The sequence below is a fragment of the Mycobacterium sp. E183 genome (assembly GCF_001667735.1).
In the GTDB taxonomy this organism is placed as follows: Bacteria; Actinomycetota; Actinomycetes; order Mycobacteriales; family Mycobacteriaceae; genus Mycobacterium.
Genome location: NZ_LZJN01000061.1, coordinates 1 through 20,740 on the forward strand (window position 1 = coordinate 1; position 20,740 = coordinate 20,740).

Consider the following 20,740-nt stretch of genomic DNA (forward strand, 5'->3'; position numbering starts at 1 on the left):
TGGTGAGCACCACGTTGCAGGAGTTGGAGGCCGCCGCCGGTAAGGCCCTGACTGCCGGCGGCACGCTGGTGCCCATGTCCGATGTGATCCGCTGGGCCGGCCACGCCCACCACTATCTGGCGATCTTCGACAACGGGCGGCCCCTGGCGCTGCACCACACCAAACGGCTGGCTTCCCCGGCGCAGCGAATCATGCTCTACGCCAAGGATCGCGGATGTACCAGGCCGGGATGTGACGCCCCGGCCTACCACAGCCAGGTCCACCATGTCCGCGGCTGGCAAAACACCCGGCGCACCGACATCGACGACCTCACGCTGGCCTGCGGGCCCGACAACCGCCTCGCCGAACAAGGCTGGACCACCCGCACCAACGCCTGCGGCGAAACCGAATGGATCCCCCCACCCCACCTCGACCGCGGCCAACCCCGCACCAACACCTACCATCACCCCGAACGCTTCCTCCGCGACACCGACGACGACGACCCCGTTTGACGTAACGACCCGTTTCGCCCGGCTTCGCCGCGCTCACGATCACCGCTGCGTCCAATGGCGGCGACCCGCTGCGCCCGGCTTCGCCGCGCTCACGATCGCCGCGGGCCTGGTGGCGTCGACTCGTTTCGCCCGGCTTCGCCGCGCTCACGATCGCCGCGGGGTCCAATGGCGGCGACCCGTTTCGCCCGGCTTCGCCGCGCTCACGATCGCCGCGGGCCTGACACCATGAAGCTATGTACGACTTGGAAGACACCATCCGGGAGCGGCATTCGACGCGGCTGTTCCTGCCCGACCCGGTGCCGCGCCACCTGGTGCGGGAATCTCTGGAGCTGGCCATGCGCGCGCCGTCGAACTCCAATGTGCAGCCATGGCACCTGGTTTTCGTCGCCGGCGCCGCCCGCGACCGGTTGGTGACCGCGATGCTGGAAAAGGCCCGCGCCGAACCGCCCCGGGTACCGCAGCTGCCTGCCGAGTTCGCCCATTTCCGCAGCGACACCGGCGCACACGTGTACGGCTCGATGGGCATCGCCCGCCACGACAGCGAGGCGCGGCGTATCGCCGTGTTGCGCAACTGGGAGTTCTTCCGCGCCCCGCTGGGTGCCATCGTGTGCATGCATCGCGACCTCGGCTACGCCGACAGCATGGGAGTGGGTATGTTCCTGCAGACCTTGCTGCTCGCCCTGACCGCGCGCGGGTTGGGAAGCTGCGTGCAGGTGGCGATCGCCGGGTACCCCGACGTGGTGCGCGAGCAGCTGAACATTCCGCCGGAGCTGAACATCCTGTGCGGCCTGTCCATCGGCTACTCCGACCCCGATTTCCCCGCCAACAGGTTGCGCATCGGGCGCGACGCGGTGGACGAGCACGCCGTGTTCCTCGACGAGTGAGGACCCCTGGTGACACCCAAAGTCGCCGCTAATCCGCGAAGTTCACGTCCTTGGTGACGGATTTCCACTCTTCGATCGACGATGACAGCGCGGCGAGCTTGTCGCGCATGGCCTTGAGCACGTCACGGCCCAGCAGCAGCCGCAGCGGCGGCTCGTCGAGCGTGGTCACCATCAGCACGGCCTCGGCGACCTTCCTCGGATCACCGGGAAGATGATCGGCGAACTGCTTGATCAGGTCCTTGCGCGCCGCCACGTCGACGTAATCGGCGATCGGGGTACCCGACTCCTTCATCGATCGCGTCGCCCAGTCGGTGCGGAAGGCGCCCGGCTCGATGGCGGTCACCTTGATCCCCAGCGGCCGCACCTCGGTGGCGAGCGCCTCGGTGATCGCCTCCAGCGCGAACTTCGTCGACGAGTAATAGGCGTTCGGTGGATTGGCGACCAGGCCGGTCATCGAGGACATGTTGATGATGTGCCCGGAGCGACGGGCGCGCATCGCCGGCAGCACCGCCTTGATCATGTTGACCGCGCCGAAGTAGTTGACCTCGAACAGCTGTCGAACCTCGGCGTCCTCGCCCTCCTCGACGGCGGACAGGTAGCCGTGGCCGGCGTTGTTGACCAGGACGTCGATGCCGCCGAACGCCGTGTCGGCCGCCGACACCGCCGCCGCGATCTGCTCGGGGTCCGTCACGTCGAGCGTGACGGCCCTCGCCCGGTCACCGAACTCGTCGGCGAAGTCGCGCACCGAGTCGGCGCGGCGCGCGGTCACCACCGCGCTGTGGCCCGCTTCCAAAGCGGCCCGGGCGATTTCGCGACCGAAGCCGGTCGAGCATCCGGTGATCAGCCAGCGCGCCATCTCAGGCCGACCCTTCCGGCAGGCGCCGCAGATACGCGGTGCGCCGGTCGGCGAGTTGCGCCGCACGCTCCTGCGGGCTCACCGATGGCAGTTGTGGCACCTCGGCGTCGAGCCGGTCCAGCTTGACCACCCGGCCGCGTGCGCCGAGGTCTTCGCGGGGACCCGGCTCACCGAATTCGGCCATGCGCAAGGTCAGAATGCCCTCGAGCAGGCCGTCGGAGTCGATCCAGTTGGCCACTCCGGGGTCGGTCGGCGCGATCACGTAGGTGTAGCTCCCGTCCTCGTTGGCCAGCGATTGCGCCTTGTTGAGGCTGCCGGTGCGGTCGAGGATGTCCAGCGTCGTGCCCCAGATGTTGCTGAGCGGCACCGTGAAGTATTCGGCCCCACCGTCGTTGAGGTCCACCACGAACGCCTCGTCGGGTGCGAGGTCGAAGCGACCCATGACGTAGACCTGGTTGCGCATCGCGCCGACCTTGTCGGCCGACCAGGCCAGGTTGAAATGGTTGGCTGGCATCTTGTACACGCCGTGGCTGAGCTTGCCGGTGAAGTTGGCGAAGTACTCCATCATCGCCGCGGTGGCCTCGGCCTGCTCGTCGAGCGTGCGCGCCGGTGCGGCCGGCGGCCCGCCAAGGCGTTGCACCTCGAGGTGATTGGGGTCGTCCCGGCCCCAGTCCAGCAGCACGTCGCGGATGTAGAACTCGTGCGCCTCGGGGGTGGTTTGCACGTGGTTGGGCCGCCCGCCCGCGGGGTCGGAGTCCACGGTGATGGTGAAGCTGCCGTCGGAATCGACCCGCATGGTGCGGCCGTTGAGCACGTCGACGGTGCCCATGCGCGCGTCCCACAGCGTGAAATAGTTCTCGGTCATCCGGTGCTCGCCCACCCGGCCGCGGATTTCGTAGCGCTCGTCGCCGGAGATCGGGATCACCCGGTACACGCTGTCGGGATTGTCGATGCCCCAGCGTGATCCGGGGATGCGCCGGCCGTCGACGGGGTGCGCCAGCCGGGTGATGCAGCTGACCTTGGGCCGCAGCTTGTCCTGGTTGGACGACCACACCGCCGCCGAGAACATCACCTCGGCGAACGCGTCGTCGAACCGCTCCCGCATCGCCTGCGACGCCTTGGCCCGGCCCAGCCAGGTCTCGGCCACCGATCGATAGGCGGCCTTCACGACCGGGTGCTCGATCAGCTCGAGTGCGGCCAACTCCTGTTCGTGCTGCGAGGCTGTCGCGACGGGGTCATCAGGCATGCGCTGCTCCTCCGATATATTGCCCAAAGCGCTTGTTATACAACGTGAATCGCTCGTCGACCTGCTCTGGGCGCAGGCCGTAGTCCGGTAAGCCATAGGGCGGGCGCGCCGCCTCGCGGGGACGCCCGTCGAGCCAGCGCCGCATCGCGTCCTCGGCCTCGGCCGTGAGCGGAATCCCGACGGCGTCGTAAACGCGTGCCACCTGGCCGATCGGGTCGGCGACCGCGTCGTCGAAGCCGATGTCGGTGACGCGGTCACCGTCATCGGACCAGCCGTCGCGGGAAGCCATCGCCCGATCGTTGGCCCAGCCCATCCGCTCCAGCCATTGCGCGCCGACCCGGTGCGCATCGACGGCGTCGGCGTGCATCGCGTGCAGGGTGGCGTTCAGGCTGGCCCCCGAAGCGATCGTGGTTCGCGGATCGCGATGCATGTGCACGATGTGCAGACCGGGGAACCGCGCACGCAGTGAATCCAAATAGCCAAGGTGGGCCGGCGATTTGAGCACCCAACGCCGGCCGTCGAGCCCGCGCCGGCGCTTCTGCCACTGCACGAACTGCAGCATGCGGTGCAGATACTCGTAGGCGGGGGTGAAGTCCTGCGCGTCGAGCCAGGATCGGTAACGGGGTAGGTGCGCACCGGATTCGGGGACATGGGACAGGAACGCGTCGGCCAGGAAGACGATCTCCTCCTCGGCCTCCCGCGCGTACATCGGATGGATGGCGAACAGTTCCGGCGCCAGCTCGCGCGACTTCGCCTCGCGCCCTTCGCTGATCGCGATCCGCGGATCGACCCCGGTGAATTCATAGTCCAGCCGGGGCGCGACCTCGACGACCTCCCAGCCGTAGGCGCAGACGAAGCGCGGGTCGGCGGCCAGCAGGCGCTGCAGCAGCGTGGTGCCGCTCCGCATCATCCCGACGACGACGATCGGCGGGGCGACGCGCTCGCCGAGGATCTCCGGGTGACGGCGCATCCACTCCTGGGCGCGCAGTCGCATGCGCAAGCTGTGCACGATGCCCGAGCGCAGGATGTGCACGCCGATCGGGTTCAGATCGGCGGCCCCGTAGTCGTCGAGCAACACCCGCAGCGGGCCTTCGAATTCGCCCGGGCCCCAGTCGGTGAGCGCCTCCTTGCGCTGGGCGTCGGCCATGACCGAGGCTGGGTCGAAAGCACGGTCGAACGGGGCGTCCACGCGCTCAGAACTTCAAATGCCGGCTGACGTCGCCGACCTGGTCGACGAACATGGTGCGGCTGTCGAACCGCCAGGCGCCGTCCACCCTCTTGAACGTGTCCTTATAGTGCCCCGTCACGATCACCTGCAGCGGCAGTTCGGCAGTGGCCTGGGTGACGCAGTAGTAGGACGTGCTGCGGGCGGTTCCCGCCGCCTCGTCGATGTGCAGCTGCACGTTGGTGGTGTTGTGTTTGGTCTTGGGGGTGCCGTCTTCGTAGATGCGCGTGGCCATCTCATACATCTCGCGCACCCGGGCGGCGCCGGCGAACACCGTCTCCGGCGGCCCGTCCTCCACGCCGCAGATGCGGCCGTGCTCGAAGAGCCGGGCGACCCCGTCCAGGTCGCCACCGTCGAGAAGCTCGGCGTAGGTGTAGATCAGGTTGGTGATTTCTGTTGCGCTGTCACTCATGTGGACCACCCGTCGAACCCATGTCCTCCGCTTCCGCGAACAATGGTGGCAGAACCGGTCCAATTTACATAGAACCGACCATTACTCTTGATCGCCGTGACCCTACCTTGGACGCCGAGCCGGCTCGGCAACCTGACCGGCAAACGAATCGTCGTGACCGGAGCCACCAACGGCGTCGGGCTCGGGACCGCCCGCGCCTTGGCCAAAGCCGGCGCCCACGTGATCATGGCGGTGCGCAACACCGAGCTGGGCGAGCAACGCGCCACTGAAATCTCTGCGATGGGCGGCTCGACCGCGGTGGCCAGGGTCGACCTCGCCGACAAGGCCTCGGTGCGCGCCTTCGCCAGTTCGATCGACGACGTCGACATCCTGATCAACAACGCCGGCGCCCTGACCGAACGCCGCACCGAAACGGTCGACGGATTCGAGAAGACGCTGGCCACCAACCTGCTCGGCCCGTTCGCCCTGACCAACCTGCTCCTGCCCAGGGTGCGCTCGCAGATCATCAACGTCGGCTCCGACGCGCACCGGTCGGCGACGCTGCACCTGGACGACCTGCACCTGCGCCGGCACAAATGGACCCGGCTGGGCGCCTACGCGCAGTCCAAGCTCACGGTCATGCTCTGGGGCCTCGAGCTGGACCGCAGGCTGCGTGCGGCCGGGTCGCCGGTGGTCACCCAGCTCACCCATCCGGGCTGGGTGGCGTCGAACCTGTCGCAGCTCGGCGACTCGCCGCTGATGGCGGCCGCCCACAAGGTGGTCAAGGTGGTGGCCGACCGGCTGGCCAACGACATCGACGAGGGCGCGGCCCCCACGCTGTACTGCATCAGCGAACCGTTGCCGCCCGGCAGCTACGTCGGGGTCACCGGGAGATTCGGGCTGCGCGGCGGCCCGGTGCTGATCGGCCGGTCGCCGGTGGCGTGCGATTACGACGCGGCCGCCCGCCTGGTGGCCTTCGCCGAGCAAGAGACCGGCACGAAGTTGGAGGTGTAGCCATGGGCGAACTCGACAACAAGGTCGCCGTCATCACCGGTGCGGCGCGCGGCCAGGGCCGCAGCCACGCGGTCGCCTTCGCCGAGCAGGGCGCCGACATCATCGCCGTGGACATCTGCACCGACATCGACGCGATTCCCTACCCGCTGGGCACCAAATCGGACCTCGACGAGACCGCCCGGCTGGTCGAGGCCGCGGGCCGCAGGGTGGCGCCGGTCGTCGCCGACGTCCGCGACCTGGCGCAATTGGATGCCGCGGTGCAAAGCGCTATCGACGACGTCGGGGAGGTGGACATCGTCGTCGCCAACGCCGGGGTGGTCGCCATCGGTGACCGCGAAGCCCACTCGGAACCGGTGTTCAACACGATCGTCGACACCAACCTCAAGGGCGTGTGGCACACGTTGCTGGCGACCGTGCCCTCGATCATCCGCAAGGGCCAGGGCGGGTCGATCGTGCTGGTCAGCTCGTCGCAGGGGCTGACCGGCAAGGGCGGCGACGGCAGCGCCGCGATGTTCGCCTACGCCGCGTCCAAGCACGGGGTGGTGGGGTTGATGCGGTCGGCGGCCAACGCGCACGCGCCGCACAAGATTCGGGTCAACTCCGTGCATCCGGCCGGCGTCATGACGCCAATGATCCTCAATGACTTCGTCGTCAACCGGATGCTGGAGAACCCGAACCCGGCCGTCTCGCAGATGTTGCTGCCCGACGTGCCGCTGGTCGAAGCGCAGGACGTGACCGAAGCGGTGCTGTGGCTGGTCGGTCCTCGCGCCCGCTACGTGACGGGCGTGTCGATACCCGTCGACGCCGGGCACGTGGTGATGTAGCCGCGAACGGGCTAGCCCCGAACGACCTTGCCGGCCTTGATGCACGACGTGCAGGCGTTGAGGCGCTGCTTGTTGCCGCCCGGGCGGGTGACAACGTGCACGGTCTGGACGTTGGGGTCCCACCGGCGGCTGGTGCGGCGGTGGGAGTGCGACACCGACTTGCCGAAGCCGGGGCCTTTCCCGCAGATGTCGCACACAGCGGCCATTGTTCAAGCTCCTCAAATCTCGGGGGTCCGGCTCGGCGGTCTGACACGGGGCCGGGAAAGCCCGGCTGACCCGGGCCCAACCAGGATACCGACTCCAGTGGCAACCACCAAAACGATCGCCACCACTGTCGCCCCGTCTGGCTAGGCTCAATGGGTCGGATCGACCCGCCCGCGGGGTGGTGGTCACGGGCGGCCGTCGCCCGAGTCGCCGGGCTACGCTGGCGCCCACCGGGGGGCGGGTTGTGGAGGAGGTGGCTGACACTGGGAACGTCGGAACGTCTGCTCGACGCGATCGCCCTACGGGATTGGGCGCACACCGCCGTCAGTGACCTCATCACCCACATCGACGAGATCAACCGGCTCAACGTCTTTCCGGTCGCCGACTCCGATACCGGCGCCAACATGCTGTTCACGATGCGTTCGGCGCTGGCCGAGGCGAACGCCGGCGTGAATTCCGAGGGCGGCTCGGCCTGCGTCGCCCGGGCCGCCGCCGCGATGTCGGCCGGCGCCCTGAACGGCGCGCGCGGAAATTCCGGGGTGATCCTGTCGCAGATTCTGCGCGGAATCGCCGACGTCACCGCCGTCGCGGCCGCCGATTCCGGCGGTGAGCTGCCGCACATCGATGCCGCCCTGCTGGGGGCGTCGTTGCGGCGCGGCGTGGACCTGGTCATCGCCTCGATGGGCGGGGAGGAGATCCCGGGGACCATCGTCTCCGTGCTGCGGTCAGCGGCCGACGCCGTCGGGGAGTGCGCCCAGGCCGGGGACGGCCTCACCCCGGCGATCATCGCCGCCGGCGACGCCGCGGTCGTCGCGCTGGAGAAGACGACCGAACAGCTCGACGTGCTCGCCGACGCCGGCGCCGTGGACGCCGGCGGCCGGGGCCTGCTCGTCCTGCTCGACGCCCTGCGCACCACCGTCACCGGTCAGGCGCCCGCCCGAACCGTGTACGAGCTGTCACCGCGGGCGCCGCAACCGGACGCCGCCGCCGAACGCCCCGCGCCGCAATTCGAGGTGATGTACCGCTTGGACGGCTGCGATGCGGCCGCCGCGGACGCGCTGCGGGACCGGCTCGGGGAGCTGGGCGATTCCGTGGGCATCGCGGCCGCGACGTCGTCGGCCGAGCGCACGTACTCGGTCCATGTGCATACCGACGACGCCGGCGCCGCGGTCGAGGCGGGGCTCGCGGCGGGGCGGCTGAGCCGCATCGTGATTTCGGCGCTGAGCTCGGGCGCCGCCGGACTGCCGGTCGGCGGCTGGACGCGGGAGCGGGCGGTGCTGGCCGTCGTCGACGGCGAGGGTGCCGCCGAGCTGTTCGGTGGGGAGGGCGCGTGCGTGCTGCGGCGCGATCCGGCCGCCGGCGACCAGGAGAACATCAGTGCGCACCAGCTGATGCGCGCGGTCATCGACACCGGCGCCGCGCAGGTGATGGTGCTGCCCAACGGATACGTGCCCGCCGAGGAGCTGGTGGCCGGATGCACCGCGGCGATCGGCTGGGGGATCGACGTCGTGCCGATCCCGACGGCGTCGATGGTGCAGGGGCTGGCAGCGCTGGCCGTGCACGAAACCGGCCGGCAGGCGGTGGACGACGGCTACACCATGGCCCGCGCCGCCGGTGCCGCCCGGCATGCGTCCGTGCGCATCGCGACCGAAAGCGCGTTGACCTGGGCCGGCCGCTGCCAGCCCGGCGACGGGCTGGGCATCGCGGGCGACGAGGTGCTGATCGTGGCGGCCGACGCGATCGGGGCGGCCATCGGCCTGCTGGATCTGTTGCTGGCGTCCGGCGGGGACCTGGTGACGGTGCTGGTCGGCGCCGCCATCGAATCGGAAGAGGACGTCGCGGCCGTGAGCGGCATCCTGCAAAAGCACATGCACGACCATCACCCGGGCACCGAGCTGGTCACCTACCGCACCGGCCACCGCGGTGACGCGCTGTTGATCGGGGTCGAGTAGCCGTGGCGTCGCTGGCCGACCGGCTGGACTTCGTGGTGGGCGCCAAGGCCGCCGATCAGCTCGACGAGGAGTTGGGCATCCGCACCGTCGACGATCTGTTGCGCCACTACCCGCGCAGCTACACCGAGGGCGCGACCCGGTGGGACGCCGACGACCAGCGCCCACCGGCTGGCGAGCACATCACCATCGTCGACACGATCACCGAGACCAAGACCTGGCCGATGAAGAAGACCCCGAAGAAGGTCTGCCACCGGATCACCCTCGGCGCCGGCCGCAACAAGGTGACCGCCACGTTCTTCAACGCGAACTATCTGAAGAAGGACCTGACCGAGGGCACCAAGGTGATGCTGTCCGGGGAGGTCGGGTTCTTCAAGAACGTCATGCAACTGACGCACCCGGCCTTCCTCATCCTCGATTCCCCGGACGGCAAGAACCGTGGCACCAGCTCGTTGAAGAACATCGCGATCGCCTCCCAGGCCACCACCGGCGAGGTGCAGATGGCGGCGTTCGAGCGCGCCTTCTTCCCGATCTATCCGGCGACCACGAAGGTGCAGAGCTGGGACATCTTCAGGTGCGTGCGCCAGGTACTCGACGTCCTGGACCCGGTCGACGACCCGCTGCCCGCGGACCTGTGCAGCCGCCACGGCCTGGTTTCCGAGGACCGCGCGTTGCGCGACATCCACCTGGCGGAAGACCAGTTGGCGCGGCGGCGGGCGCGGGAGCGGCTGACGTTCGACGAGGCCGTGGGGCTGCAGTGGGCGCTGGTCACCCGGCGGCACAGCGAGCTGTCGGAATCGGGACCCCCGGCGCCGCCGCGCCCCGACGGCCTGTCCGCGGAACTGCTGGGGCGCTTGCCGTTCGAGCTGACCGCCGGGCAGCGCGAGGTGCTCGACGTGTTCGCCGGGGAACTCTCGGCAACCCGGCCGATGAACCGCCTGCTGCAGGGCGAGGTCGGCTCGGGCAAGACGATCATCGCGGTGCTGGCGATGCTGCAACTGGTGGACGCCGGTTACCAGTGTGCGCTGCTGGCGCCGACGGAAGTCCTTGCGGCCCAACATCTTAGGTCCATCAATGACGTGCTGGGCCCGCTGGCGATGGCTGGCCAGCTCGGTGGCGCGGACAACGCAACGCGGGTAGCCCTGCTCACCGGTTCGATGACCGCGGCGCAGAAGAAGCAAGTCCGCGACGAGGTGGCGAGCGGTCAGGCCGGGATCGTCGTGGGCACTCATGCGCTGTTGCAGGACGCGGTGGAATTCCACAACCTGGGCATGGTGGTTGTCGACGAGCAACACCGGTTCGGGGTCGAACAGCGAGACCAGTTGCGGGCCAAGGCCCGTCCCGGTGTGACCCCGCACCTGCTGGTGATGACGGCGACGCCGATACCGCGCACGGTCGCATTGACCGTCTACGGCGACCTGGAAACCTCGACGCTGCGCGAACTTCCGCGCGGACGCCAGCCGATCACCAGCAACGTGATCTTCGTCAGGGACAAGCCCGCGTGGCTCGACCGCGCCTGGCGGCGCATCACCGAGGAGGTCGCCGCCGGCCGGCAGGCCTATGTGGTGGCGCCCCGGATCGACGAGACCGACGAGCCGGAGAAGCAGGAGCAGGACGCGAGACCGTCGGAGACGGCCGAGGGACTCTACGCGCGGCTACCTGCGCGCGAGCTGGCGAACCTGCGCCTCGGGCTGATGCACGGCCGGCTGTCCGCCGAGGAGAAGGACGCCGCGATGGCGGCGTTTCGCGCCGGTGAGACCGATGTGCTGGTGTGCACCACGGTGATCGAAGTGGGCGTGGACGTCCCCAACGCCACGGTGATGCTGGTGATGGATGCCGACCGGTTCGGCATCAGCCAGCTGCATCAGCTGCGCGGCCGCATCGGCCGCGGCCGGCACCCGAGTCTGTGCCTGCTCGCCACCTGGGTCTCGCCGGGGTCGCCCGCGGGCCGGCGGCTCTCGGCCGTGGCCGCGACCCAGGACGGGTTTGCGCTCGCCGACCTCGACCTCAAGGAGCGCCGGGAAGGAGACGTCTTGGGCCGCAATCAGTCCGGCCGCGCGATCAACCTGCGCCTGCTCTCGCTGGCCGACCACCGCGACGTCATCGAGGCCGCGCGGGACTTCTGCGTCCGAAGCTACGACGAAAATCCGGCCAGCCCCGAATTGGCCTTGCTGGCAGCGCCTTTCGTCACCACCGACCGGATCGAATACCTGGACAAGTCGTGACCGCCGGCGACGATGCAGAGCGAAGCGATGAGGAGGAGCGGCGCTTGTGAACCGCAAAGTGCTGCTGTGGTTGTCCGCGGCCGCTGCGCTCGCCCTGCTGGTGGCCTACCAGACGGTCGGATCCTCGACGGCCAGGCACGCGGACGAATACGCCGCGCGCGCCGACGTTCCGACCGTGCAACCGGGCGCCGACGTGCTCGCGGGTATCGCGGTGCTGCCGCTGCGGGCGCACCGGTACGACTACCGCAGGGCGGCGTTCGGCGACGCGTGGGACGACGACAACGACGCCCCGCTGGGCCACAACGGCTGCGACACCCGCGACGACATCCTCAACCGCGACCTCGTGGACAAGACCTACGTGTCGACCAAGCGGTGTCCGGACGCGGTGGCCACCGGCACCCTGCACGACCCGTACACCAACAAGACGATCGCCTTCCAGCGGGGCGCCAAGGTCGGCGAGGCGGTGCAGATCGATCACATCGTCCCGCTGGCCTACGCCTGGGACATGGGCGCCTACAACTGGCCGGACGGGGAGCGGCTGCGGTTCGCCAACGATCCGGCCAACCTGCTGGCCGTCGACGGGCAGGCCAATCAGGACAAGGGCGACGCCTCGCCGGCGCAGTGGATGCCGCCGAACGCGGCGTTCGCCTGCCAGTACGCAATGCAGTTCATCGCCGTGCTGCGCGGCTACGCGCTGCCGGTGGACCAGGCGTCGACCGGTGTGCTCCGCCAGGCGGCGGCCACCTGCCCGGCGGGTTAGCTCAGGCGCCCTCGAAGGTGTTGGGATCCGGGCGCAGCCGGGTGCCGTCGTTGAGCCCGTTGATCGCGTCCATGTGGTCGGCGGCCAACTCGAAGTCGAACACGTCGAGGTTGCCGGCGATGTGCTCGGGGTTGGCGGACCGGAAGACCACCGCGTTGCCCAGCTGCAGGTTCCACCGGAGCAGCACCTGAGCCGGCGTCTTGCCGTACTCGCCGGCGACCGAGGTCACCGTCGGGTTGTCCGTGAGCTTGCCGAGCGCCAGCGGTGTGTAGGCCTGGGTGACAACGTTGTGCTCCGCGTTGGTCTTGCGGACGTCGGCCTGGTTCAGCAGCGGGTGCAGCTCGACCTGGTTGACCGCCGGGGTGACGAAGGTCAGGTCGATGACGTCGGTGACGTGCTGCTCCGTGAAGTTCGAGACACCGATCGAGCGCGCCAGCCCGTTCCCGCGGCACTGGATCAGCCCGCCGAACGAGTTCACGTACTCACCGCGCGACGGCACCGGCCAATGGATCAGGTACAGGTCGACGTACTCCAGGCCGAGCCGCTCCAGGCTTTCCTTGCAGGCCTCCTCGGCCCGCAGGAACCCATGGTCGGCGGCGGCCAGCTTGGTGGTGACGAACAGCTCGGCGCGGGGGATCCCGGAGGCCGCGATGGCACGGCCGACGGCGGCCTCGTTGCCGTAGGCCGACGCGGTGTCGACCAGGCGGCAGCCCATCTCCAGCGCCGCGGAGACCGCCCGTTCCGTCTCGTCCTCGGACAGGTCAGCGACGCCCAAGCCCAGCACCGGCATCGTGTTTTCGTCATTAAGAGCTATCGAGGGCACGGCAGCGCCCGACTCGCCAGCCAATGTCATTCACCTGCCTGTGGAATTGAAGTTTCGTGGGCCCAACCGGGCGCCATCAAGCGAGGAGATCGACGCCATTCCATCGGCGCTGAATTCCAGGCGCTGAGTTCGAAATCGAACACGTCGAAGCTGCTCGCAATCCGTGAGGCGATTACCGGCTTGGGGATCACGATATTACCGAGCTGGAAAATACCACCTCAGCGACACCGGGCCGGGCCGCGGTGGTCTGGACCCCCGTCTTCTTTTTGGGATATTCGTCACCACGTAGAGTTGGCACACGGCTCACCGGAGCGGGCCACCCGTCCAGCCGGTACCCGGACGCGCAGCGCGGCCACCGACCGCACCCGCTCGGTGGCCGCCGAACACCGGAAGAGTCCGAGACGGTGCGGAACGAAAAATCGTCCGTCGTCGAGCGTCGCCACGTTATGTACAGGGAGTGCCCATGACCAAGAGCGTGCCCGCGCCGGACCTCCATCTCGGCGTCAAACACGCGCCCATGCGCCTGACCAGTCGCATGCAGGGCGCCGTCTCCACGATCGGTGTCAAGGTCATCCCGTGGATCCCGACCCCCGCCAAGCGCGCGCTGTTCGGCGGCCGCTCGGTGACCATCGACGGCAACACGCTGGACGCCACGCTTCAGCTGATGCTCTCCGGCCTGCGCGCCGTCGGCATCGACGGCCTGGTGGTCGACGACGACGCGGCCGCGTCCCGCGCTCAGTTACGGCAGATGTTGCTGGAGCTTCCCGGGCCGCAGATCCACGTCGACGTCCGTGACCTGACGCTGCCCGGACCCGCGGGTGAGATCCCGGCGCGGCACTACCGTCCCGCCAACGGCGCCTCCGCGCCGATGCTGGTCTTCTACCACGGCGGTGGGTGGTCGATCGGCGACCTGGACTCCTATGACGCGCTGTGCCGGTTGACGTGCCGCGACGCCGGCATCCACGTGTTGTCCATCGACTACCGGCTGGCCCCCGAGCACCCGGCCCCGGCGGCAGTCGAGGACGCCTACGCGGCTTTCAGATGGGCGTACGACCACGCCGAGGAACTCGGCGCCGCGCCCGGCCGGGTCGCGGTCGGCGGGGACAGCGCGGGCGGCAACCTGGCGGCCGTCGTCTGCCAACAGGCGCGCGACGAGGGTGCCCCCGCCCCGGTGTTGCAGTGGCTGATCTACCCGCGGACCGATTTCACCTCGCAGACCCGTTCCCTGGGCCTGTTCGCCCGCCGCTTCCTGCTGACCAAACGCGACATCGACTGGTTCGAGTCCCAGTACCTGCGCGGCTCGGGCGTCGACCGGGCGGATCCCCGGGTATCCCCGCTGCTGGCCGAGTCGCTGGCCGGGCTGGCACCGGCCCTGATCGCGGTCGCCGGGTTCGATCCGCTGCGCGACGAGGGCGAGAGCTACGCGGAGGCGCTGCGGGTGGCCGGGACCGCGGTCGATCTGCGGTGCATGGGGTCGCTGACGCACGGCTTCGTCAACTTGTTCCAGCTCGGCGGCGGCAGCGCCGCCGCGACCACGGAGTTGATCTCGGCTCTGCGGGCCCACCTGAGCCGGGTCTGATCTGTTGCGCCGTCGGCGCCGGTAATCTAGAGGCGCCCACGAACGACCACCCGATTACCGAAGGATCGCGCAACTGTGGCCGACAAATCCAAACCGCGCTTTGACATGAAGGCGGCCGACGGTAAATCGGGCCGACTCGTGCAGATCGGCGGGACCGCCGTCGTCGTCATCTTCCTGGTCGCGCTGGTCTCCTACATCGTGGTCACGCACCACAAGAAGACCGCCGCCATCGGCGCGGGCGACACCGTGCGGGTGACCTCCAGCAAGCTGGTCACCCAGCCCGGGACCAACAACCCCAAGGCCGTGGTGACGTTCTACGAGGACTTCCTTTGCCCGGCCTGCGGCAACTTCGAGCGGACCTTCGGTCCGACGGTGTCCAGGCTGATCGACGTCGGCGCCATCGCGGCCGACTACTCCATGGTGTCGATCCTGGACAACGCCAGGAACCAGAACTACTCGTCGCGGGCGGGGGCCGCGGCCCTGTGCGTGGCCGACGAGTCGATCGACGCGTTCCGCCGATTCCACACCGCGCTGTACACCACCGACCTGCAGCCCAGCGAACGCGGCACCAGCTTCCCCGACAACGCCCGGCTGATCGAGCTCGCCCGCGAGGCCGGCGTCGTGGGCAAGGTGCCCGACTGCATCAACAGCGGCAAGTACATCGCCAAGGTCACCGGCGAGGCGTCGGCCGCGAAGATCAACGCCACGCCGACCATCAAGATCAACGGCGACGACTACGACCCGTCCACACCGGACGCTCTGGTGGCCAAGATCAAGAGCATCGTGGGCGACGTGCCGGGCATCGACGGCGCCACCGCCCCTCCGGCCGCCTGATCACCCGGTGTCGACCCAAACCGCCGACCTGACAGCGGAATCGCCTCAGGAAGCGCGCGTACCGGCGGCCAGCGCGTGGTGGGTGCTGATCGCCGGCGTGATCGGCCTGGCCGCCTCCGCAACGCTGACCGTGGAGAAGATCGACCTCCTGCTCAACCCGGCGTATGTGCCGTCGTGCAATTTCAACCCGATCCTGTCGTGCGGCTCGGTGATGGTCACCCCGCAGGCGTCGGTGCTGGGTTTTCCCAACCCGCTGCTCGGCCTGGTGGCCTTCACCGTGGTGGTCGTCACCGGGCTGCTGGCGGTGACGAAAGTGTCGTTGCCGCAATGGTATTGGATCGGGTTGACGATCGGGCTGCTCGCCGGCGCGGCGTTCGTGCACTGGTTGATCTACGAGAGCCTCTACACGATCGGCGCGTTGTGCCCGTACTGCATGGTCGTCTGGGCGGCCACCGTCACGCTGCTGGTCGTCGTCGCGTCGATCGTGTGGCGCCCGGCGCTGCAGCGCCGCGGACGCGGTGTGGGCTGGGTGCTGTACCAGTGGCGGTGGTCCATCGTCGCGCTGTGGTTCACCGCGGTGTTCCTGCTGATCATGGCGCGGTTCTGGGACTACTGGTCGACGCTGCTGTAGGCGTGGGCACGTGACCCGCATCATCGGCGGCGTGGCCGGCGGCCGGCGCATCGCCGTCCCGCCGCGCGGGACCAGGCCGACCACCGACCGGGTGCGTGAATCGCTCTTCAACATCCTGACCGCGCGAAAAGACCTGACGGACGCGGCGGTGCTGGATCTCTACGCCGGTTCGGGCGCATTGGGATTGGAGGCGCTGTCGCGGGGGGCGGCCTCGGCTCTGTTCGTGGAGTCCGATCAGCGCAGCGCGGCCGTCATCGCGCGCAATATCGACGCCCTGGGTTTGGCGGGCGCGACGGTGCGCCGCGGCGCGGTCGCCGCCGTCCTGGCCGCCGGAGCCGCGAACCCCGTCGACCTCGTCCTGGCGGACCCGCCCTACGACGTGGCGGCCGCCGAGGTGGAGGCCGTGTTGGCCGCCCTGGTCGCCCACGGTTGGGCGCACTCCGGAACCGTGGCGGTGGTGGAGCGCGCGGCCAGCGGTACGCCGTTGACCTGGCCGGCCGGCTGGTCCGTGCGGCCGCCACGTGTGTACGGCGACACCCGGTTGGAGATGGCCGAGCGGCCGTGAGGCCGGCGTGTAGCGTCTTTCGTCATGTGCGCCGCTCCTTCTCATCTCGTTGTTCTGCATCGTCGCCGGCGCGCGTCATGAGTGGCGCGGTATGCCCGGGCTCGTTCGACCCGGTGACGTTGGGGCACATCGACGTCTTCGAACGCGCCTCGGCCCAGTTCGACGAGGTGGTGGTGGCGATCCTGACCAACCCCGCGAAGAAGGGCATGTTCGACCTCGACGAGCGGATCGCCATGATCAACGAGTCGACCACCCATCTGCCCAACCTGCGCGTCGAGGCCGGACAGGGTCTGGTGGTCGACTTCGTCAGGTCGCGGGGGATGACCGCGATCGTGAAGGGCCTGCGCACCGGCACCGACTTCGAATACGAGCTGCAGATGGCGCAGATGAACAAGCACATCGCCGGGGTGGACACCTTTTTCGTCGCGACGACACCACGGTATTCGTTCGTCTCGTCGTCGTTGGCCAAGGAGGTCGCGACATTCGGGGGCGACGTGTCGGAGCTACTGCCCGAACCGGTCAACCGCCGCCTGCGCGAAAAGCTCGCCGGCCGCTCCTGAAAGGCCCCGGCGCACCGGACGGTTCGGACGCACGCGATGAAATGCCTTGCGCCAGGCGGGTCCCGGGACCCGTCGGCTCACACCGGATCCGATTTTCCCGGACGCGACCCACGCCCGTCGGGTGACGAGATACGGTCGCTGAACCGCTCTTCGCCGAGGAGCGGGTGAGGAGATCCGGCGATGAGCCCAACCGAGCGCGACTTCGACATCGTCGTGTACGGCGCCACGGGATTTTCCGGCGGGTTGACGGCCCGCTACCTGGCCGGCGCGGCCGGTGCGGCCCGCGTCGCGCTGGCCGGGCGCTCCCGGGACCGGCTGGCGGCGACCCGCGGCGCGCTCGGCCCGGCCGCACGGGATTGGCCGCTGATCGTGGCGGACGTGTCGGACCCGTCGACACTGGACGCCATGGCGGCCCGCGCCCGGGTGGTGCTGACGACGGTCGGTCCGTACACCAATTACGGACTGCCGGTGGTGGCGGCCTGCGTCAAGGCCGGGACGGACTACGCCGACCTCACCGGGGAGGTGATGTTCGTCCGCGACAGCATCGACCGATACCACCAGCAGGCCGTCGAAACCGGCGCGCGGATCGTGGTCTCGTGCGGATTCGCCTCCATGCCTTCGGATCTCAACGTCTATCAGCTGTATCGGCGGGCGGCCCGCGACGGCGCCGGGGAACTCTGCGACACCACCTTCGTGTTTCGCTCCTTCTTCCAGGGCGGCGGTTCCGGGGGCACGGTCGCCTCGGAATTCGAATCCATGCGCACGGCGTCCGGCGACCCGCAAGCCCGTCGCCTGATGAACGACCCGTACACACTGACCACAGACCGAAGGGCCGAACCCGATCTCGGCAGGCAACGGGACTTCCCGTGGCGCGCGGGCGGCCGGATCGCGCCCGAGCTCGCCGGCTTCTGGCTGGGCCCGCTCGTCTGGGGGCCCCACAACACGCGAATAGTTCGGCGCAGCAACGCATTACAGCACTGGGCCTACGGCAGGCGATTCCGTTACTCGGAGACCATGAGCCTCGGCAGGTCGTTCGCGGCGCCGGTCGCTTCCGCGGCCGTCGCGGGCGCGCTGGCGGCCGGGTGGGCGGTCGGCACCAGGCACTTCAGGCGGGTGCCGCGGCGGTGGCTGGCGCCCCTCGCGAAGCCGGGCACCGGGCCCGGCGAGGCGATGCGGGAGCGCGGCCACTACGTGGTCGAGACCTACACGACGACGGCCTCCGGCGCCCGCTACCTGGGCACCTTCGCGCAGCAGCGCGACGCGTACGACGCGACCGGAGTCCTCCTCGGCGAGAGCGGTCTTGCGCTGGCGCTCGACCGTGATCGACTCAGCGACCTGACGGGAGTGCTCACCCCGGCGGCGGCGATGGGCGATGCGCTGCTGGCGCGGCTGCCGGCCGCCGGGGTGTCCATGCACACCATCCGGCTGAACTGAGTCAGGACGCCGCGCTGCGGGCGGCCAGTCGATCGGCGAGCGAGCGGGCGAAGATCCGGGTCTGCTCCAGCTGGTGCGGCTGGATATTGGTCGCCGGAATGCGCAACCCGAAATACCGATCCCGGTATCGGCCCGACCGCAGGTAGCTCATCAGCGAGAGTCCGGAGGCGATCTGGCCGCCCAGGTACTCGAAATGGACCCCGCCCAGGTAGCGACCGCCCTGCTTCTCGCCCAGCCTGCGGACCGCCGCGAAATTGCCGCGCCAATAGCGACGGCAGACGGCGAACGCCGCGAAGGGCTTGCCGGCGAGCAGCTTTCGCGCCTCGTCTGACTTCAGGAAGGTTCGCATCGGCATGTTCATGGTGAACCACCATGTCGAGGAACCGATGCAGATCAGGTCGTAGGCGGCGTTTCGCACCTCGTCCGGGGTTTCGATCTCACCCGTCGCCCGCCGCAGCTGGGCGGGCAGCACGCTCAGGAGGTCGAGCGCCGCGTGCCGCAACGGAAAGACGCTGAACCGCTGCGAATACCGTTGATCGGTGAAGGTGATCGCGGCGCGGTGCACCTCCCACCCCCGTTCGCTGAACACCTCACCCGCGGTTTCGAGCACGGCGAGCACCTGCCCGGTGAACGTGTAGTAGAGGAGCAGGACGCGGGGCCGGGGGCCGTGATCGGCCGACATGTCCGTCATCTTTCAGCCACTCCTTCTCGACCGTTGCCGATCGCTTCGGAGCATCATCGCCGGTGGATGCGGTTCTGGGCAATCGGGCTAGTGAGGTTGCTGGCCGTGGTCGTGGTGGCAGTCGTGCTCATGCTCGGCATCGGGGGAACCGCCCATCATCCGCAGCATGGGCATGCCGCCGGAGGTGACGAACCGGATGGCCAGCACCGCCGCGACGGCCAGGAAGGCGATGTTGAGCCACGTCGTGTAGTTCCACGAGATGGCCGCCTCCATGACGGTCGCGTTCCGCTGGGTGGGAATGAGTTTGGTTGCGCCGAAGAGCAATTCGACCAGATAGCCGGCCGCCACCATCGAGGCGTAGAACGTGCCCAGCAGGGTCAGCATCATCTTGGTGCCGTAGTACTTACGGTAGATGTTCAGGATCGGCAGGATGAGCAGGTCGGCGTAGATGAACGCGATGACCCCGCCGAAGCTGATGCCGCCGTTCCACAGGACCGCGGCCAGCGGCACATTGCCGATCGAGCAGACGAAGGAGACGATCGCCACGACCGGTCCCACGATCGGTCCCCATAGCGCCGACAGGCCCGGGTCGTCGGCCAGAAAGAAGCCGCGCCAGAACGCTGCGGGCACCCACGCCGCGATCGCGCCGGCGATCAACAGGCCCAGAACCAGATCCCGCAGGATCGCCAGCCACTCCATCACGAACACGTGCGAAACCGAGGTGAAGCCCTCTCCGGAGAAGAGCCGTCGCCAGAACGAACCCTGCCGCTGGATCGACATGTCCATGGCGGCGTGGCCCTCCATCGATCCGGCGATGCCCCGCTCGGCCTGCGCGCGGGCGGCGTCGATCAGGCGTGACCGCACGAACAACCGGAACAACACCGCCAGCACCACGATCATCAGCGGCCCGCCGACGAACTCCGCGGCGGTGAACTGCCAGCCCATCAGCAGGGCCAGGATGATGCCCAACTCGACGACCAGGTTGGTCGACCCGATCTCGAAGGCCATGGCGGCGGTGAAGCTGGCGCCTTTGCGAAACAGCGAGCGGGCCAAGGCGACCGCGGCGTAGGAGCAGGACGACGAGGCCGCACCCAGCCCCGCGGCCACGGCCAGCGTGCGCGGCCGGTCGTCGCCCAACAGCGAGACGATGGTCGAGCGCCGTACCACCGCCTGCACCACCGCCGACAGGGCGAAGCCCAGGATCAGCGCCCACAGAATTTCCCACGTCATCGACCCGGCAACCGCCAACGCGTGCCCGACCGCCCCCAGCGCCGTGTGTGTCACTTGATCCCCGCTTCGTGGCTCGGATACTCCCATGCACGCTATACCCCAAGGGGGTATTTCGCAACCGGGCGACCGGCCCCCGGGTGCGGCCGAAAACACCAGGTCACCGGCTCGCGACGGGGCGGCACCGGCCGAAATCCCCTATTCGACCCACCCCGATTGCTTCGAGCGTCTAAGCTTGGCGCTTCGTTGGGTTCCGCGTCGAAACCCGCTCGGGTTGGGGGGCGCGAGCGACGCTGCGCTGCGCCCTCTCAATTGCACTGATGCCGGTGATACTCG

General features: G+C 69.0%; 21 protein-coding genes and 1 pseudogene. 13 read left to right on the top strand and 9 right to left on the bottom strand.

What is annotated here, in order from left to right; genetic code table 11:
* Both A5691_RS05985 and A5691_RS05990 read left to right on the top strand, forming a co-directional pair.
* On the top strand, positions 1-491 hold a 491-nt coding region (locus A5691_RS05985), incomplete at its 5' end, for an HNH endonuclease signature motif containing protein (RefSeq protein WP_156675643.1).
* A 233-nt stretch (positions 492-724) separates the two neighbouring features.
* A complete protein-coding gene (locus A5691_RS05990) occupies positions 725-1,375 on the top strand; it encodes a nitroreductase (RefSeq protein ID WP_067780133.1) in 651 nt (216 codons plus the stop codon).
* A gap of 28 nt (positions 1,376-1,403) precedes the next feature.
* On the opposite strand, the gene A5691_RS05995 is transcribed toward A5691_RS05990, so the two are convergent.
* From A5691_RS05995 to A5691_RS06010, 4 genes are read right to left on the bottom strand one after another with little or no spacing between them, the layout of a single operon-like run.
* Entirely contained in the window at positions 1,404-2,231 is an 828-nt protein-coding gene (locus A5691_RS05995) for an oxidoreductase (RefSeq protein WP_068017346.1), read from the bottom strand.
* Between the two features lies 1 nt (position 2,232).
* A complete protein-coding gene (locus A5691_RS06000; protein WP_068017349.1) occupies positions 2,233-3,477 on the bottom strand; it encodes a hypothetical protein in 1,245 nt (414 codons plus the stop codon).
* The gene (locus A5691_RS06005; protein ID WP_068017380.1) at positions 3,470-4,624 is read right to left on the bottom strand and encodes a sulfotransferase; all 1,155 of its coding nucleotides are present in this window, start codon (positions 4,622-4,624) and stop codon (positions 3,470-3,472) included. Before A5691_RS06005 ends, A5691_RS06000 begins: the two co-directional genes overlap by 8 nt.
* Before the next feature lie 46 nt (positions 4,625-4,670).
* On the bottom strand, positions 4,671-5,114 hold the full coding sequence (locus tag A5691_RS06010) for a nuclear transport factor 2 family protein (protein WP_067749867.1): 444 nt from the start codon (positions 5,112-5,114) through the stop codon (positions 4,671-4,673).
* A 96-nt stretch (positions 5,115-5,210) separates the two neighbouring features.
* Between A5691_RS06010 and A5691_RS06015 the strand changes: the two genes are divergently transcribed.
* Positions 5,211-6,107, top strand: coding sequence for an SDR family NAD(P)-dependent oxidoreductase (locus A5691_RS06015; RefSeq protein WP_068017383.1), 897 nt, complete (start codon positions 5,211-5,213; stop codon positions 6,105-6,107).
* 2 nt (positions 6,108-6,109) lie between these two features.
* Positions 6,110-6,931 carry a mycofactocin-coupled SDR family oxidoreductase gene (locus A5691_RS06020; protein WP_068266474.1) on the top strand — a complete coding sequence of 274 codons (822 nt, stop codon included), beginning with the start codon at positions 6,110-6,112 and terminating at the stop codon, positions 6,929-6,931.
* A gap of 11 nt (positions 6,932-6,942) precedes the next feature.
* Here A5691_RS06020 and rpmB read toward each other — a convergent pair whose 3' ends face one another.
* Positions 6,943-7,137: a 50S ribosomal protein L28 gene (gene rpmB, locus A5691_RS06025; protein ID WP_067749870.1), complete on the bottom strand. Its 195-nt coding sequence runs from the start codon at positions 7,135-7,137 to the stop codon at positions 6,943-6,945.
* Between the two features lie 261 nt (positions 7,138-7,398).
* On the opposite strand from rpmB, the gene A5691_RS06030 reads away from it, so the two are divergent.
* The 3 genes from A5691_RS06030 to A5691_RS06040 are packed head-to-tail and all read left to right on the top strand — an operon-like array spanning position 7,399 to position 12,069.
* Positions 7,399-9,087 carry a DAK2 domain-containing protein gene (locus A5691_RS06030; protein ID WP_068017386.1) on the top strand — a complete coding sequence of 563 codons (1,689 nt, stop codon included), beginning with the start codon at positions 7,399-7,401 and terminating at the stop codon, positions 9,085-9,087.
* A 2-nt stretch (positions 9,088-9,089) separates the two neighbouring features.
* Positions 9,090-11,309, top strand: a complete 2,220-nt coding sequence (recG, locus tag A5691_RS06035) for an ATP-dependent DNA helicase RecG (RefSeq protein ID WP_068017354.1) — start codon at positions 9,090-9,092, stop codon at positions 11,307-11,309.
* 46 nt (positions 11,310-11,355) lie between these two features.
* The gene (locus tag A5691_RS06040) at positions 11,356-12,069 is read left to right on the top strand and encodes an HNH endonuclease family protein (RefSeq protein WP_067749872.1); all 714 of its coding nucleotides are present in this window, start codon (positions 11,356-11,358) and stop codon (positions 12,067-12,069) included.
* A gap of 1 nt (position 12,070) precedes the next feature.
* Here A5691_RS06040 and A5691_RS06045 read toward each other — a convergent pair whose 3' ends face one another.
* Together A5691_RS06045 and A5691_RS28280 are read right to left on the bottom strand one after the other, a co-directional pair.
* The gene (locus A5691_RS06045) at positions 12,071-12,916 is read right to left on the bottom strand and encodes an aldo/keto reductase (protein WP_156669945.1); all 846 of its coding nucleotides are present in this window, start codon (positions 12,914-12,916) and stop codon (positions 12,071-12,073) included.
* A gap of 6 nt (positions 12,917-12,922) precedes the next feature.
* Positions 12,923-13,098 (bottom strand): annotated as a pseudogene (locus tag A5691_RS28280) (oxidoreductase); the annotation flags it as partial.
* A 257-nt stretch (positions 13,099-13,355) separates the two neighbouring features.
* Here A5691_RS28280 and A5691_RS06050 point away from each other — a divergent pair.
* The 6 genes from A5691_RS06050 to A5691_RS06075 all read left to right on the top strand — a co-directional run bounded on the left by A5691_RS06050 (position 13,356) and on the right by A5691_RS06075 (position 18,495).
* Positions 13,356-14,471 (top strand): alpha/beta hydrolase, encoded by a 1,116-nt coding sequence (locus tag A5691_RS06050; protein WP_068017357.1) that lies wholly within the window; start codon positions 13,356-13,358, stop codon positions 14,469-14,471.
* Between the two features lie 75 nt (positions 14,472-14,546).
* Entirely contained in the window at positions 14,547-15,305 is a 759-nt protein-coding gene (locus A5691_RS06055; RefSeq protein ID WP_067749877.1) for a DsbA family protein, read from the top strand.
* Positions 15,306-15,312: 7 nt separating this feature from the next.
* Positions 15,313-15,936, top strand: a complete 624-nt coding sequence (locus tag A5691_RS06060) for a vitamin K epoxide reductase family protein (protein ID WP_067749879.1) — start codon at positions 15,313-15,315, stop codon at positions 15,934-15,936.
* A gap of 10 nt (positions 15,937-15,946) precedes the next feature.
* Positions 15,947-16,501 carry a 16S rRNA (guanine(966)-N(2))-methyltransferase RsmD gene (gene rsmD / locus A5691_RS06065; RefSeq protein ID WP_067890721.1) on the top strand — a complete coding sequence of 185 codons (555 nt, stop codon included), beginning with the start codon at positions 15,947-15,949 and terminating at the stop codon, positions 16,499-16,501.
* Positions 16,502-16,578: 77 nt separating this feature from the next.
* A complete protein-coding gene (coaD, locus tag A5691_RS06070; RefSeq protein WP_067749883.1) occupies positions 16,579-17,061 on the top strand; it encodes a pantetheine-phosphate adenylyltransferase in 483 nt (160 codons plus the stop codon).
* Between the two features lie 180 nt (positions 17,062-17,241).
* Entirely contained in the window at positions 17,242-18,495 is a 1,254-nt protein-coding gene (locus tag A5691_RS06075) for a trans-acting enoyl reductase family protein (RefSeq protein ID WP_067749884.1), read from the top strand.
* Between the two features lies 1 nt (position 18,496).
* Here A5691_RS06075 and A5691_RS06080 read toward each other — a convergent pair whose 3' ends face one another.
* Both A5691_RS06080 and A5691_RS06085 read right to left on the bottom strand, forming a co-directional pair.
* Positions 18,497-19,186 (bottom strand): flavodoxin, encoded by a 690-nt coding sequence (locus tag A5691_RS06080; RefSeq protein WP_067749886.1) that lies wholly within the window; start codon positions 19,184-19,186, stop codon positions 18,497-18,499.
* Between the two features lie 78 nt (positions 19,187-19,264).
* Entirely contained in the window at positions 19,265-20,494 is a 1,230-nt protein-coding gene (locus A5691_RS06085) for a permease (protein WP_067749888.1), read from the bottom strand.
* Positions 20,495-20,740 lie beyond the last annotated feature (246 nt).